Origin of the sequence: Acinetobacter rudis (assembly GCF_000829675.1) — a bacterium.
Taxonomy (GTDB): Bacteria; Pseudomonadota; Gammaproteobacteria; order Pseudomonadales; family Moraxellaceae; genus Acinetobacter; species Acinetobacter rudis.
Genome location: NZ_BBRX01000087.1, coordinates 1 through 13,883 on the forward strand (window position 1 = coordinate 1; position 13,883 = coordinate 13,883).

Below are 13,883 nucleotides of genomic sequence, written 5' to 3' on the forward strand. Positions count from 1 at the left end.
TCTTGCGCTGGTAACGCTGGTTTGCAATAAAACCAGCAATAGCAAGTACAACACCAATGACCGCAAGCCAGTCAATTGACATCAGCAATGCAACTGCTGAGGCTCCACCTCCTGCATACATCGCTGGTGCTGCTTTTGATACAAGTGTTGCACTTGCTTCTAGATATTGAGTGTTATCACTCATACGTTTCCCCAAATTTTAGACATAAAAAAACCGCTTTCGCGGGTCATTCTTAAACTAACTACTCAAAGGTTGAAGTTCTGTTTTAATATCTGTTGAAGCTTTAAGATTTCTTCTTTAGTTGCAGCACCATCGTACCAGCTGAAATATTTAAGGTTTCCAGTGACTTTATCAGAAGCATGATCACCTGACATTAGTTGTAAGTAATTAGCTTCTAATGCCACAGGAACACCAGATAATATGCCACCATCACCTACAACCATCATTGTTTGATTCGCAGAGGCACTAACAATTACCAAGAAATATCCATTAGTTTTATTAGGATCGAAGTCACTAATAGTGATGATATTACTAATGTTTTGACGAAATGATAATGTTTTATTGTTCGCACTATATAGAATATTCTTAGAACTTGATGCATCGGAAGGATTGCCTAATCTAAATAACATTCCACCAGCACTGTCATCATCTAACTTCAGTACAAACGCACAAGTAAATTCTTTTTTTAACAATGTAAAAGTGTCTGTTCGTAAGCTTGAATCGCCACTAAAGCGTAAAGATTGATCTGCTGACATGAGTGGTAAATTTGGGTTATTTACGTTCGCTGATGCACGCAAATGTTTATAGACTGGTAAGCTATTACCATGCACATTTAAGGGTCCCACTCGATCCCCAGCATTGTATTCTTTTGCATAGTAACGTGCATCAAGCAAAGCAAGTACATCTGCCTTAATTTGAGAAACTACATTACGAGATTGGCTTGACTGAATCACACCTTGAGTTGAAATAACTAAGCCCATTAGTACCATCCTTTTTCTAAAATAAATTGTTTAAGTTTTTGAATAACTGCTGCATTAGTTACATCATTTAAATGTGATCCTGTATCTCGCGCTAAAGATAAAGGTAAGCGCCCTTCTTTTTGCTTTTGAAGATCTATTTCATTTGGAGTAATACCTGTGTCACTCCATACTTCTGGACTCATGAGATAAGCATTCATATCAAAATAGAGTGCACCATACTGTTTTTCATATTGAGCATTCACATCGTTTACGATTTTAAGAACAGCATCATTTGAAGTTGTATTTGAGAAGTGCGATGCAACAATGATATGTTTGGCCAATGGTTGCATATGCTTAAAAATACGTAATGTTGAATCATTGATATATGCAGCTGTACCATGCTCATTATTTTGACCAACATTATTTTTACCAGCATTTAAAATTAATAAATCCGAGTCAGAATATGATGTGAAATTAGAAATAAATTCATACTGATTTGCTGCATAAATCTCATCTGCACTTTGGCTTGTAAACATGAATTTATTTTCAGTAGTGTTATAGGAGAATGTACCTGACACCATACGGCCACCTACAGCAATATGACCAATTACAGGTCTTGTAGATTTAGCACTCACCAAAGTTGTAAGACCATCAAAATCAACTGAAATAAAGTTTTGACCAGGGATTATTTTATCGCCATCAAATTTTATTTTGACTGGAATAGCACCGAACCTATTTGCGATTTGTTCAATAGATTCACCACTTACACCACCCTGATAAATATCAGAAAACTTAAAATCTGAATTTAACATTGATGACATATTAGCTTGCATCAGCCAAAGTGTTGAAGAACCAAGAATAATCGACTTGTGTTTAACACTCTTGATCTTTTTAAGTTGATTATCTGAATCAAAATAAAAATCATTTTCTGACATTGAATCATTTGTACTTAATGACTCCTTGGTATGATTAGAAAATGTTCCATCAGGATTTAAAGCCAAATCGTATAAAACACCATTTTCATCTGTGAACATCAGGCCACCATACTTTTGAGATGAGAAGCTTTGCGCTTTCTGTATTGAAGATAGCGCTTTAGTTGTAAGTTCACCATCCTGATCTGCACCAATCCATGTCTCAAGACCATTTGCGTCAGTAACTGTAAAAATGTTTTCAGATGAAGATTCTAATTTAGGAACCTGTTGTTGTACTCGACTTATAGCCTGATCCAACTCACTTAAACCAGTGTCGTACCAGCCATTATCTTTCCAAAGCCAAACCTTTTTAGTATCCATTGCTTTAGCTGCACTTGGACTAATATTAGGCACATAGGCAAGTAACTCTGCTTCAGTAGCAAATGGCATAAATCCACCATTTTCCATGATTTGGCGAATTGCATTGGGCATAGTTGGATATTCTTTACCACGACGAGTCCTCTCGCTATGGAATTAAAGCGGTTGCTTCTTGGGAGGAAAGAAACGGATTTCTTGAATCGCTGGATATACAGCCTTTGATATCAAATCTTTCATAATTGTCAATAATGGCGCATAGCTTCGCAAACCATTTGCTGTAAGCTAGCGCCTGAGGCTCCAGATACTCATTCAAATCATATGTACCCCAAATTTGAGGCAATCCATGCCCCAACATGATTTCGCAGATATGTGGTGGTGCTAGTTCAGAAATATGTGTTCGCATTGTTCTTCGTAAATCATGGGTTGACCACTTAGGAATACTCACTCCAAATCTTTTCTCAATATTAATATCTACATGCATTGGGATAGTTGTTTGAAAACCTTTAGCAAGCATTGTGTATGTCTGGCCTTTCAGGCTTGGAAATGCATATTCACAGCTATTAGGGGATAAAGAAAAAATAGTTTTAAGAAAAGGTTTAATTTCAGGAATTATTGGACGGACAATAGACTTACGAGATCTAGTTCCCATCTTATGATTCTCAATTGGGATATGCCAAATATTTTTCTGAAAATCAAAGTCACTTTTCTTTGCCAGTCTCAACTCACCTACACGGCATCCATAAAATAATAACATCAATATGATTGCCTTATTTTTAGGTGACATGTTTGTAGATCTCAACGAAGCATGAACCACATAAAATAATTCTTGCTCTGTTAAGAATCTTGAACGAACAATTTTTTTAACATTTAAGTCTGCGGCCTTGATGTGTTGTATTGGTTGATTATTCAATCTCCCGTGAATACACCCTCAGCGCATAATCATCTTAAGATTACCTAGGACTTTGACTGAAACCGTTTTCGCATCTTCAGCAATTTTAAATAGTAAATTTGACCATTCTTGAAGTGAAACTTCATCACATATGCGTTTACCAACTTTAGGGTAAACATGTATTTCAAAGGCCCTTGCATCATCTTTACAAGACACCTTATTGATCGCAATCTTATCAAACCACTCAGTACAAATATCCTTAACAGTTGGCTGCTTATTGTAATCATCATCACGGCGTAATTTTATTTGCTGTGGGTCTCTTCCTTGGTCAAGTTCAGCTCTAAATTTTTGTGCCATGCTTCTAGCATCTTTTAGGCTAACTAATGGATAAGTGCCAATATCGAGTCTTTTTGCTTTCCCATTAAATCTATATCTCAATTGAAAAACAATTTTTCCCCTTGGTGAAATGCGAGCTGACAACGATTCTCTATCGGCAAATTCTTCGACGTTTTCACGTTGTTTTCCATTGTTTGATTTCAACCAGGAATCACTTAAAGCCATTTACCTATCCCAATGAGCTATAATTATGACAAGGATATCCTAAAGAAAATATGTACACAATTATGTACACACTTTCTCTTAAAACATGAAAAACCTTGTTAAACATTGAAAGATATTAAACGATGTTGTTATGCTTTAAGAAATAATATTTTCTCTAATTAACAGATACTTACTTTAACTTTTTGGACATTGAGAAACATTGAGTAAATTTAAATGAAAGATACCATTATTATGTTCGATATGGATGGCACCCTACTTGACTTAGCTTTTGATGACCTAATTTGGAACCAACAACTTGCCATACGTCATGCTGAAAACCATCAATGTAGTCTAGAACAAAGCCAGACAAGTTTAAATCAATTTTATCAACAACATAAGCATACTATTTCTTGGTATTCTTCAGATTATTGGACAGCAACTGTCGGGGTGGATGTCTTACAACTACAATACGACTTTAAACAATATATTGCCCCACGTCCTGGTTGCTTCGAGCTTCTAGAACAGCTTCATAAGCAGGGTTATCGCTGCTGGTTATTAACCAATGCAGATCAAGCAGGCCTTAAATTAAAACTGGATCAGATTGAGTTGAGTCCTTATTTTGAAGTCATTTTAAGCAGTGAACAGTTCGGTTATAGCAAAGAACATCAGTTGTTTTGGCAAAAACTACAAGCATTACATCCATTTTCACCTGAACAAGTAGTTTTTATTGATGATACTGCCCCAGTCTTAGATGCCGCACAGCAGTTTGGTATCCAGCATTTACTCAGTATTGTCCAACCCTCAAGCGGCCGAGCAGCACGTACAGCGACAGAGCTTGACTATCCAGCAATTCAGGATTTAACTGAACTCTTAGATTACTTAGGTAAGATCAATACAAAGGTCAAACATGAGCAAACAGCCTGAATCTCTTCCTTTAGAAGCAATGCGTGTAGACAAATGGCTTTGGGCCGCTCGTTTTTTTAAAACACGCTCTGCCGCAAAAGAAGCCATTGAAGGTGGAAAGGTGCATCATCAAGGTGAGCGCGTTAAAGTTTCCAAAGAAATACGTGTTGGTATGCAACTCACCATTCAACAAGGTTTTGATAAGAAAACTGTTTTAATCAAAGGACTCTCCGCACAGCGAGGTCCTGCACCTGTAGCACAACAGCTTTATGATGAAACTTCAGACAGTATCACACGCCGAGAATTGCATTCTACCCAAAGAAAATTGCATAATTTAGCGCGTCCCGAACATCGACCTAGCAAAAAAGATCGCCGAGACCTGCAAAAATTTAAGCATGACAATGATCAACAGACGCAACGCACCTGGTCTTATCATGATGATTAAGCCATGCGACATACTGTGACGTAATGCCTTAAAAACAGATAGAACATACCCTGCTTTTCTGTCACTATTATTGCCGTGGACATGATCCCAAATCAAAGACATCCACTTAAATAGTTAGTGAATTAAATATTGTATTGAGGTTAGAAAGATGGATGAGAACAAGAGCAAAGCACTCACAGCAGCGCTAAGTCAAATTGAAAAACAGTTTGGTAAAAACACCGTCATGCGCTTAGGTGAAAATACAGTACAAGCCGTTGAAGCCGTGTCCACCGGTTCTTTAACACTAGATATTGCTCTAGGTATAGGTGGTTTACCTAAAGGTCGTATCGTCGAGATCTACGGTCCTGAATCTTCAGGTAAAACGACTATGACTTTGCAAGCGATTGCTGAGTGTCAAAAAGCTGGCGGAACCTGTGCATTTATTGATGCAGAACACGCTCTTGATCCACAATATGCACGTAAGTTAGGTGTGGACATTGATAACCTCTTGGTTTCTCAGCCAGATAACGGTGAACAAGCCCTAGAAATTGCAGACATGTTAGTTCGCTCTGGCGCTATTGATTTAATTGTTGTCGACTCTGTTGCAGCACTGACCCCACGTGCAGAAATTGAAGGCGAAATGGGTGACTCACATATGGGCTTACAAGCACGTTTGATGAGCCAAGCCCTGCGTAAAATCACAGGTAATGCCAAACGCTCCAACTGTATGGTGATCTTCATTAACCAGATCCGTATGAAGATTGGTGTTATGTTTGGTAGCCCAGAGACCACAACCGGTGGTAACGCACTTAAATTCTATGCTTCTGTACGCCTAGACATTCGTCGTATTGGTCAAGTGAAAGAAGGCGATGAAATCATTGGTTCTGAAACCAAAGTTAAAGTCGTCAAAAACAAAATGGCTCCTCCTTTTAGAGAAGCACTTTTCCAAATTTTATATGGCAAAGGTACCAACAAACTGGGTGAACTTGTTGACTTAGCTGTACAACAAGAGCTCGTTCAAAAAGCCGGTGCGTGGTACTCTTACCAAGGCAATAAAATTGGCCAAGGTAAAAACAATGTTATCCGTCATTTAGAAGAAAACCCACAAATTGCTCAAGAACTTGATCGTTTAATTCGTGAAAAGCTTCTGACAACTCAAATTGCTGCAGCTGAGGAACAAGAAGAAGAACCTGCTGACCTTCTTGCTGAATAATCCTCTCTATCGTAATAAAAAACGCCCTTAGGGGTGTTTTTTATTAACCTCAATGAAGGAGCTCAAATGCCCACATCACCTTTTCCCAAACAACTTGATTATCAAAGCATAAAGGCTGAATATGACAACTCTGAAATGTCAGCACCACCAGCCAACATCTCCTCAAATGACCTAGATCAAAGTGAAGATCCTTCAGTAGTACAATCTGATCAAACAACGCCAAAGACCACAGGTCTAACTGGCACACGACTACGCTCATATGCATTTGCTGTGCTTACTCGCCGTGAGTACTCTAAAAAAGAACTCATTGAAAAGTTATCAACTTATGCACAAAGTTATGATGAGGTACTGGCTTTAGTCGATGAATTTGCAGCAGCAAACTATCAGAGTGATGAACGAGTTGCTGAAATGACCGTACGCAGCCAAATGCAACGCGGTAAAGGGCCACAACGTATTAAGCAAGTATTAAAAAGCAAGGCATTAGATCAAGCACATGTAAAAGAACAATTGAAAGAAATAGACTGGTTTGCCCAAGCATATCAACTCAAAATTCGAAAGTATGGTACTGAGGTTGCAACAGATCCGAAGCTAAAAGCAAAGCAGGCACGCTTTTTACTGTATCGTGGTTTTCAAATGGATGTCGTGATGAAAGCAATTTCAAGAAAAGAATATGAGGAAGATTAAGAAGATTAAATTTGTAGTTCAATAAAAATAAAATGAATCATTATAATTATGGTGGCAACCCTACTAGCAAAATTCCGGCACATCATAGATCTGCTACCGTTGCTACCTTCCGGTCCTGGCGGGGTTTACAGAGTATAATTGCGAAACCACCAGCAGGGTTACCATTACAGGAACAAAGTATATTGATTTTTTATCGAGTTGCAAGTCACAACTGTAAAAAAACTCATCTTATCGTTCTGTTTGCTCATTTGCACAGCAAATTGACCAATTTTGTATATTTAAGCAGCGCAGCAAACCACTCAATTAAAATATATAGTGATTTAATTCCTTTAAAATATGCTTAACTTTGTAAATCGAACTTGCAATTCAAGCATCAGCCGTTTTAAATGTTCACTGATCCTATCATACTGATTTTATCTTGCCATGTTGCCCCTATTGTCTAAATATGGTGGAAAATCGAAGGGTTGTATAAAAATACATAAATGATAGATTGCTTATCAGTTCAACTACTCGGGTTTTTCTATGACGCTTAAACAGCATGCGCTACTCGCACTTTCCCTTTTCAGCTCAGCAGGACTCTATGCGATTCCCATCGAATCTCGCGGCTTAAGTCAAACAAACCCATCATCAGCGCAGAGCAGCATTCAAAACCCTAATAGCAGTATGGAAAACAGTTCACCAATCTCTGGTAATCCAAGCTGGGATTTATTGCAAAAGGCACAAAACCTAGAAAATCAAATTCGTGAACTACGTGGAAAAATTGAAGAGCAAGATCATCAAATCGATCAACTTACCAAGGAACTCAATAGCCGTTATGCTGACCTTGATCAGCGCTTAACTTTATTGCAGTCATCTGATCAACCAGATGAACAAGACAACCAACCTGATGCAACTCCTAACCCTGCTCCCACAGCAAACACAAATAATACAGCAACCAATACCATAGTACCCGCTCCTGCACCCGTTCCAGCGAATCAACAGGAACTTGAAAAAGCTGCCTATACTGTTGCTTTAGATGCTTATAAACAAGGTGGTGCAAAAAAAGCCATTGCTCCAATGCAAAATTTTATTAAAAGTTATCCCGACAGTGTTTATACAGGTAATGCATATTTTTGGTTAGCAGAGTTCAATCTTGCAATCGAGCCACCTAACTATAAAGAAGCAAAGAAAAATTATGAAGTTGTAGCATCTAAATTCCCTAATTCAGCCAAAGCATCACGTGCGCTATATCAACTTTATAGTATTGCAAACGATGTAGAGAAAAACCAAGCCACAGCAAAAGTTTATAAAAACAAACTGCTCAGTGCTTATCCAAAGTCTGAAGAAGCAAAATACTTTAAATAAAACCTATGTTCTCTAAAAAAACAGCCCTATAAGTAAACCTATAGGGCTGCTATTTATCCTATTTGCGTATGCTGAAGTACCACTCTTCATCTAGGGGTGATTTAGAGTCACTACCTAAACACATCGCCACAGCAAACTTTCTAAAGCTGATCTGTTGTTTGTTCTTGTTTAAATAAACCAAACTTTTTTAATATCTTATTGCGTGCTTTAGGATAAATATTGGCTTTAGTTAAGTCTCCCTTATAGTGTTTATGCACAAGTGGATCCATGATTTTGTACCACAGCGATGGTATTAATGCAGGTAATAGCATGCTGGCATAACCCCCTGGTAATTCAGGCGCTTCATCAAAATGTCTCAGTGCCTGAAATGGACGTGTTGGATAAGCATGATGATCCGAATGACGCTGTAATTGGTATAAAAATAGATTGGTCACAATATTATTATTATTCCAACTATGTTCAGGCATCATACGCTCATATTGACCATCAGCTTTTTTCTGTCTCAATAAACCATAATGTTCAATATAATTAATCAACTCAAATAAGCTGATTCCATAAAAAGATTGGGTTAATAAATACGGCAGCGATCCACGTCCAAACACAGCGAGTAAGCTGGTATGAAAACCTGCAGTCATTGCCCATCCCTGTAGCAACTCATTTTCTTTGGACCAGAAACCTAAGCCTTTACGCTTTAAACGTCGTGTTTCAATTTCTATTGATGAACGAAATGAACCAATTACTGTTCTCGGCCAAAATGCATAAAAGCTTTCACCCATCTGTGAAGATGCAGGATCTTCTGGCGTTGCAGCACGCTTATGATGACCATAAGGATGCTCAATACGGAAATGATTATATCCTGTAGGAACTAATGCCAAGTGTGAAAGCAAATGATCTAAACGTGACGATTTATGGCTCAACTCGTGAGCAGTATTAATAGCAACACCATTAATAGCCCCCATTGACATACCCAATAAGACTTTATCAATTAACGGAGTATTTGGACGACTTGTCACATACGCTGCATAAATATTGGCAACATATTGAAGCGGAATAAATGACTTGACCAATCGTGCATAATAGCGATCTTGTTCTAATAACTTCACCTGTTCTGCAGTTGGATTGTGTTGGTCCTGACCAATAAGAGTATCAACAGCAGGAATTACAACATGCAGTAAAATAGGTCCAGTCAGTGCAAATGCTTTTTTAAATGGGCGCGGTGCAAATTGATAACCCGCCAATGCCATAATACCAATCATAGGTAAAGCAGGACTAATCATCCATAAATAACGCTTTTTATCCAATTGTAATGGCGACATCATCGACTGATCTAAAGTCGTTAATTTTGCTTGAGCATTCATGCTTTAACTTCCTTATTCTTTGTTAAAAACCACTATTTATATTTATACTTATCCTCGCCATAAAAAGAAGTTGTTATCGTCCATAAATACACACTCAGCGTCTTTGGCTCATCTAGCTAGGTTTTTGTCCTATAAAAACAGATGCGCTTTATCTTTTAAACATTTACAATTTAATTAATTATATAAATCAATATTTTCATGACATTATGGATGCATTAAGTACGGTGCTCGATGATATCCAAATCAGCAAAGCTGAGTATGTTTATCTAAGTACACGCAATGATTGGGCTTTCCAACTACAACAACAATCAGCTTTGATTGTATATATTGTTTTGTCAGGTGAAATGCATATTGAGCTTGATCAAACAGCAGTTCAGCTCACTACAGGTGATATTTTTTTACTTACGACAGGCCAAAGTCATCGTTGTTATCCAGCACCAAATAAGCAGTTTATTGAGGTCACGGATATTACTTCCTACTTTGACCTTTACTCACAACAACGTGTCAGCATTGGTTCTGGCCAGATGAGTCCTAACTTGATTATGGCTATTCGCTGCCAAATTGACTCGCTCATGGCACAGCCATTGCTTAATGCCCTACCTAACTTTATCCATCTACATAATCAAGCTGGTCCACACACCCCTCAGTGGCTTGAAATCGGATTATCTTTTTTGACTTTGGAAACACAGAGTATTCGTTTAGGCCGTGCCAAAATCATAGATCATTTGATTGGGATACTTTTTATCGAGTGTATTCGTGACTATATGCAGCAGGTACAAGATACACAAAACTGGTTAAATGTACTGAGTCACCCTCAACTCGCCAATGCTTTGAGCGCGATTCACAACCACCCTGAACGTGTATGGACTGTAGAAAGCCTAGCTGAATGTTGTTGTATGTCACGTTCTAAGTTTGCCAGCCTCTTTCACCAATGTGTCGGACAAAGTCCTTTGGCTTATCTACAGCAGCACCGCTTAAACCTAGCGAGTCATTTACTTCGCCATAGTCAAAGCCCGATTAAACAAATTGCGCATGATGTTGGTTATCGCTCTGATACTGCATTTAGTCAAAGCTTTAAAAAACAATTTGATACCAGTCCAACCCTGTATCGTAAACAACACCGCTTGGATCAGTAGAGCCGATCCTAAAACTGTTATATTAATCATTTAATTTAAGCATTAAAAAAGGCACCGTAGTGCCTTTTAAGTTAAATATCAACTTTGACGCTTAACTATTCCTTAATTTTTGCTTTTGATTTTAAGTACTCAGTATAGTCACCTAACAGCTGTTCACCACGTTGACGCTGGTACATTTTTGTCAATTGCAATTGCTGTTCAGCAGTTAATGAATCTGCAGCAGCCTTTTCTACTTTTGCCACCGCAACAATGATCATTTCATTACCCATCGCAGCAGTCGTCACAGACCATTGGCCATTCGCAGGTGCAGCAAGACTAAATGCAGCGCGTTCGATCTCAGGGCGCAAACCTTGTGAACGAGTAAATGTCCCAGCATGTTCAAAAGCTAAACCACTTTTTGCTGCAACTTGCTGAGCTGGCTGAGTTTTAAATTCGGCCAATACTGTTGCAATCTTAGCTTGAGCAGCTTCAAGTGCTTTTTGATTGATAAGCTTTTGTTCAACTTTAGCTTTAGCTTGCGCCAAGCTTTGTTCACCAGCAGCTTGGTAATGACGCACTTTCACCCAAACAGTGTCACCATTGGCGAGCTGAATGTTTGATGATGCATTTTGATCACCATTTTTCACGTCATCATTAAACAGTTTAATTTTAACATTTGGATCAGACAGTACAGGATGTACGCTTGATAACATCAAACCTTTAACAGATTCAACTTTAGCACCTTTAACCTGCTGTACCACTTGATCAAGACTGTCATTATTCACAACAGCATCGTTAATACGGCCTACAGCATCCGAGAATACATTGGCTTGTTTAGTCGCCTGTAATTCAGAGGTCAACTGATCTTTGACTGCTGCAAATTCAGGCGCTGCTGCTGTCGCTTGTTTCGCTAAAATTAAATGATAACCAAATTGGGTTTTCACTGGTTTTAGCACTTGGCCTTTACTTGCTTTCACGGCTGCGTCAAATTCACTGCCAAAACTTCCTTCTGCATAGCTAATCTCGCCACCTTTAGATTTAGAGATAGGGTCATCAGAATATTGTTGAGCAGCATCAGCAAAACTCATACCAGATTTAATTTTAGCAAAAACATCATTTGCCAAAGTTTGAGCCTGTTCTGGAGTACGTGATTCTGTACCAATTAAAATTTGTTTTACATCAAGCTGTGCATTCTTGTGGTTTTTTTCTACAAGCTGTGCATAAGCAAGTTTCAACTCATCTTCACTTACTGTCACTGCTTGTTGATTTACCATAGCGGGTGTTAATAAAACATAATCAACATCGACACGTACAGGCTGTTTAAACTGAGCTTTATGCTTGTTGTAATAAGCACTAATTTCCGCATCAGTAATTTTAATAGCATCTTTATAACTATCGAGTTTCACACTCGCTAAAAATAAATCGCGTTTCTCACCTTGCAAATTAATAATATTAGCGAGGTCCTGCTGACTTACTAAAGCATAATTCATCACAGTGCCCTGCAGCATTTTAACTGCATGATCTTGACGTACACTATTAATAAATGCTGGACCACTCATACCTTTTTGCGCGAGGTATTGATTAAACTTTTCTTCGGAAAATTTACCACCCTCTTGCAGCTCAGGTAACTGTGCAAACATTTGAGTAATTTGTGCATCACTTAAGGCAACACCTAATGTTTTAGCTTGATCTAGTAATACAGTTCGTGCAACTAAACTATCTAGTGCAAATTTTTCAATAAATGGGAGATTTAATAAAGTTTCATCACCATTAACATATTTGAGATATTGATCTTTTATATATTTTGTCTGGTTATCTAAATCTTTTTTGGAAATTACCTGACCATTTACAGTCGCAGCAGCATCAGCAGACTGCCCCCCACCAAAATAACTTTCCATCCCAACTAAGGCAAAAAGTGCTAAGAATAAAACGAGCAGGAGCTTCCCAAACCAACCCCTAATGAGATTACGAAACGATTCCATAGGTATTCCAATATTTTATTACATATTGATTCTAACTGAATTTCAAAACTGAATGTATGCGCAAAGTTATAATATTTGAAACATTCAAGAAAAAACGCGCCGATAGGCGCGTTTCTAAAAATCATTATGCTTAAGCAACTGAGTCTTTTAACCCTTTACCCGCTTTAAAGCTTGGTACTTTGCTTGCTTTAATTTGAAGCTCTTCACCAGTTTTTGGGTTACGACCTGTACGTGCTGCACGGTCTTTAACACTGAATGTACCGAAACCAACGAGAGTTACAGTATCACCTTTTTTCAGTGCGTCACCAATAGAAGCAATAGTCGCATCCAATGCCTTACCAGCATCAGTCTTAGACAATCCCCCTTTTTCTGCAATCGCGTCAATTAATTCTGATTTATTCATGAAGATTACATCCTCTTGTATCGTTTGTTTAAGTTTCAAGGCTTGTCGTTAAAATGCCATGACGACTTTATAGCAATGCTTTGGGGTGAAACGCAAGACTAGACCTAGCCTTTTCACAAAAATAAATCACATAAAATGGTAAAAAAGCTGTTTATACGTTAACTAAGTTGGTTTTTTTTAAGTTCCTTTTTTAATTCTTGATTCTCTTCTGCCAAGGAATCGACTTTCTGATGCAGCTCAATAATCAAACTTTCTATACGATGTAAATCTTGAACAGTGACTAAGCCTAAGCGCGCTAAAGCATGCTGTAAACTATGCTCAAGTAGTTTATCAACACGACTTTTAGGGTGGCTCACCAAACTCTCACTACGCTGTTCAGCATGAGAGAAGTGTTGTTCAATAATTTGTTCGGTGGAATGCTCTAGCTCCTCTCCGACTTTTACCAAAGATTCAAATAACTTATTGCCTTCTTCCTCAACTCTAGAAAAAGCCCCTAGCCCAGCCAACCAAATTTGTTTGGTGTACTTGCGAAAATCCAAAGAAGTCTTCGTCGATGATGTCGCTTGAATTTTACTTTTCTTTGCCCTTTGACTATTTTGCTGCTCCTCGGCAGCAACAGCCTCAGAATTGTTTTTTTTATGTCCCATAGCACTGTACTCCAGCAAGTTTTATCGCTTTAACATAATAAATATGTTTAAAATGAACTTATAGTAACAAACAAAATACTTGAACCTTTAAGTAAACTGTTCTACAAATCAGAAAGGATGTATGCAAAATCG

General features: G+C 38.1%; 14 protein-coding genes, 1 other RNA gene and 1 pseudogene. 6 read left to right on the top strand and 10 right to left on the bottom strand.

The window, feature by feature from the left end; genetic code table 11:
* From Aru01_RS16410 to Aru01_RS18730, 5 genes and pseudogenes are all read right to left on the bottom strand, one after another.
* Positions 1-184, bottom strand: a 184-nt coding sequence (locus Aru01_RS16410) for a holin (protein ID WP_042111628.1), incomplete at its 3' end; no start/stop codon positions are given.
* Between the two features lie 62 nt (positions 185-246).
* Positions 247-981, bottom strand: coding sequence for a hypothetical protein (locus Aru01_RS16415; RefSeq protein ID WP_016656699.1), 735 nt, complete (start codon positions 979-981; stop codon positions 247-249).
* Positions 981-2,363 (bottom strand): SGNH/GDSL hydrolase family protein, encoded by a 1,383-nt coding sequence (locus Aru01_RS16420; protein WP_016656700.1) that lies wholly within the window; start codon positions 2,361-2,363, stop codon positions 981-983. Before Aru01_RS16420 ends, Aru01_RS16415 begins: the two co-directional genes overlap by 1 nt.
* Before the next feature lie 232 nt (positions 2,364-2,595).
* A pseudogene (locus tag Aru01_RS18725) lies at positions 2,596-3,159 on the bottom strand (tyrosine-type recombinase/integrase); the annotation flags it as partial.
* Positions 3,160-3,177: 18 nt separating this feature from the next.
* Positions 3,178-3,699, bottom strand: coding sequence for an Arm DNA-binding domain-containing protein (locus Aru01_RS18730; RefSeq protein ID WP_016656702.1), 522 nt, complete (start codon positions 3,697-3,699; stop codon positions 3,178-3,180).
* Positions 3,700-3,912: 213 nt separating this feature from the next.
* On the opposite strand from Aru01_RS18730, the gene Aru01_RS16430 reads away from it, so the two are divergent.
* From Aru01_RS16430 to Aru01_RS16445, 4 genes are all read left to right on the top strand, one after another.
* Positions 3,913-4,602, top strand: a complete 690-nt coding sequence (locus Aru01_RS16430) for an HAD-IA family hydrolase (protein ID WP_016656703.1) — start codon at positions 3,913-3,915, stop codon at positions 4,600-4,602.
* Entirely contained in the window at positions 4,586-5,026 is a 441-nt protein-coding gene (locus Aru01_RS16435) for an RNA-binding S4 domain-containing protein (protein ID WP_016656704.1), read from the top strand. The genes Aru01_RS16430 and Aru01_RS16435 overlap by 17 nt, the downstream gene beginning before the upstream one ends.
* A gap of 148 nt (positions 5,027-5,174) precedes the next feature.
* A complete protein-coding gene (recA, locus tag Aru01_RS16440) occupies positions 5,175-6,218 on the top strand; it encodes a recombinase RecA (RefSeq protein ID WP_016656705.1) in 1,044 nt (347 codons plus the stop codon).
* A 66-nt stretch (positions 6,219-6,284) separates the two neighbouring features.
* The gene (locus tag Aru01_RS16445; RefSeq protein ID WP_016656706.1) at positions 6,285-6,902 is read left to right on the top strand and encodes a regulatory protein RecX; all 618 of its coding nucleotides are present in this window, start codon (positions 6,285-6,287) and stop codon (positions 6,900-6,902) included.
* A gap of 58 nt (positions 6,903-6,960) precedes the next feature.
* On the opposite strand, the gene ffs is transcribed toward Aru01_RS16445, so the two are convergent.
* Positions 6,961-7,057: signal recognition particle sRNA small type (ffs, locus tag Aru01_RS16450), an RNA gene on the bottom strand.
* Positions 7,058-7,424: 367 nt separating this feature from the next.
* On the opposite strand from ffs, the gene Aru01_RS16455 reads away from it, so the two are divergent.
* Positions 7,425-8,246 carry a YbgF trimerization domain-containing protein gene (locus Aru01_RS16455; RefSeq protein ID WP_016656707.1) on the top strand — a complete coding sequence of 274 codons (822 nt, stop codon included), beginning with the start codon at positions 7,425-7,427 and terminating at the stop codon, positions 8,244-8,246.
* Positions 8,247-8,386: 140 nt separating this feature from the next.
* Here the strand turns inward: Aru01_RS16455 and Aru01_RS16460 are convergent, their stop codons facing one another.
* Complete coding sequence (locus Aru01_RS16460; RefSeq protein WP_016656708.1) at positions 8,387-9,604, bottom strand: alkane 1-monooxygenase; 1,218 nt, start codon at positions 9,602-9,604, stop codon at positions 8,387-8,389.
* 206 nt (positions 9,605-9,810) lie between these two features.
* On the opposite strand from Aru01_RS16460, the gene Aru01_RS16465 reads away from it, so the two are divergent.
* Positions 9,811-10,740, top strand: coding sequence for an AraC family transcriptional regulator (locus tag Aru01_RS16465; RefSeq protein WP_016656709.1), 930 nt, complete (start codon positions 9,811-9,813; stop codon positions 10,738-10,740).
* A gap of 95 nt (positions 10,741-10,835) precedes the next feature.
* Here Aru01_RS16465 and Aru01_RS16470 read toward each other — a convergent pair whose 3' ends face one another.
* The 3 genes from Aru01_RS16470 to Aru01_RS16480 all read right to left on the bottom strand — a co-directional run bounded on the left by Aru01_RS16470 (position 10,836) and on the right by Aru01_RS16480 (position 13,751).
* Positions 10,836-12,701, bottom strand: coding sequence for a SurA N-terminal domain-containing protein (locus tag Aru01_RS16470; protein ID WP_016656710.1), 1,866 nt, complete (start codon positions 12,699-12,701; stop codon positions 10,836-10,838).
* Positions 12,702-12,831: 130 nt separating this feature from the next.
* The gene (gene hbs, locus Aru01_RS16475) at positions 12,832-13,104 is read right to left on the bottom strand and encodes a non-specific DNA-binding protein Hbs (RefSeq protein ID WP_016656711.1); all 273 of its coding nucleotides are present in this window, start codon (positions 13,102-13,104) and stop codon (positions 12,832-12,834) included.
* Between the two features lie 158 nt (positions 13,105-13,262).
* Complete coding sequence (locus Aru01_RS16480; protein WP_016656712.1) at positions 13,263-13,751, bottom strand: phasin family protein; 489 nt, start codon at positions 13,749-13,751, stop codon at positions 13,263-13,265.
* Between the last annotated feature and the right edge of the window lie 132 nt (positions 13,752-13,883).

Coding starts and splice junctions, on each gene's coding strand:
- Aru01_RS16415 (WP_016656699.1), bottom strand. CDS start 981: ATGGGCTTAGTTATTTCAACTCAAGGTGTGATTCAGTCAAGCCAATCT.
- Aru01_RS16420 (WP_016656700.1), bottom strand. CDS start 2,363: ATGCCCAATGCAATTCGCCAAATCATGGAAAATGGTGGATTTATGCCA.
- Aru01_RS18730 (WP_016656702.1), bottom strand. CDS start 3,699: ATGGCTTTAAGTGATTCCTGGTTGAAATCAAACAATGGAAAACAACGT.
- Aru01_RS16430 (WP_016656703.1), top strand. CDS start 3,913: ATGAAAGATACCATTATTATGTTCGATATGGATGGCACCCTACTTGAC.
- Aru01_RS16435 (WP_016656704.1), top strand. CDS start 4,586: ATGAGCAAACAGCCTGAATCTCTTCCTTTAGAAGCAATGCGTGTAGAC.
- recA (WP_016656705.1), top strand. CDS start 5,175: ATGGATGAGAACAAGAGCAAAGCACTCACAGCAGCGCTAAGTCAAATT.
- Aru01_RS16445 (WP_016656706.1), top strand. CDS start 6,285: ATGCCCACATCACCTTTTCCCAAACAACTTGATTATCAAAGCATAAAG.
- Aru01_RS16455 (WP_016656707.1), top strand. CDS start 7,425: ATGACGCTTAAACAGCATGCGCTACTCGCACTTTCCCTTTTCAGCTCA.
- Aru01_RS16460 (WP_016656708.1), bottom strand. CDS start 9,604: ATGAATGCTCAAGCAAAATTAACGACTTTAGATCAGTCGATGATGTCG.
- Aru01_RS16465 (WP_016656709.1), top strand. CDS start 9,811: ATGGATGCATTAAGTACGGTGCTCGATGATATCCAAATCAGCAAAGCT.
- Aru01_RS16470 (WP_016656710.1), bottom strand. CDS start 12,701: ATGGAATCGTTTCGTAATCTCATTAGGGGTTGGTTTGGGAAGCTCCTG.
- hbs (WP_016656711.1), bottom strand. CDS start 13,104: ATGAATAAATCAGAATTAATTGACGCGATTGCAGAAAAAGGGGGATTG.
- Aru01_RS16480 (WP_016656712.1), bottom strand. CDS start 13,751: ATGGGACATAAAAAAAACAATTCTGAGGCTGTTGCTGCCGAGGAGCAG.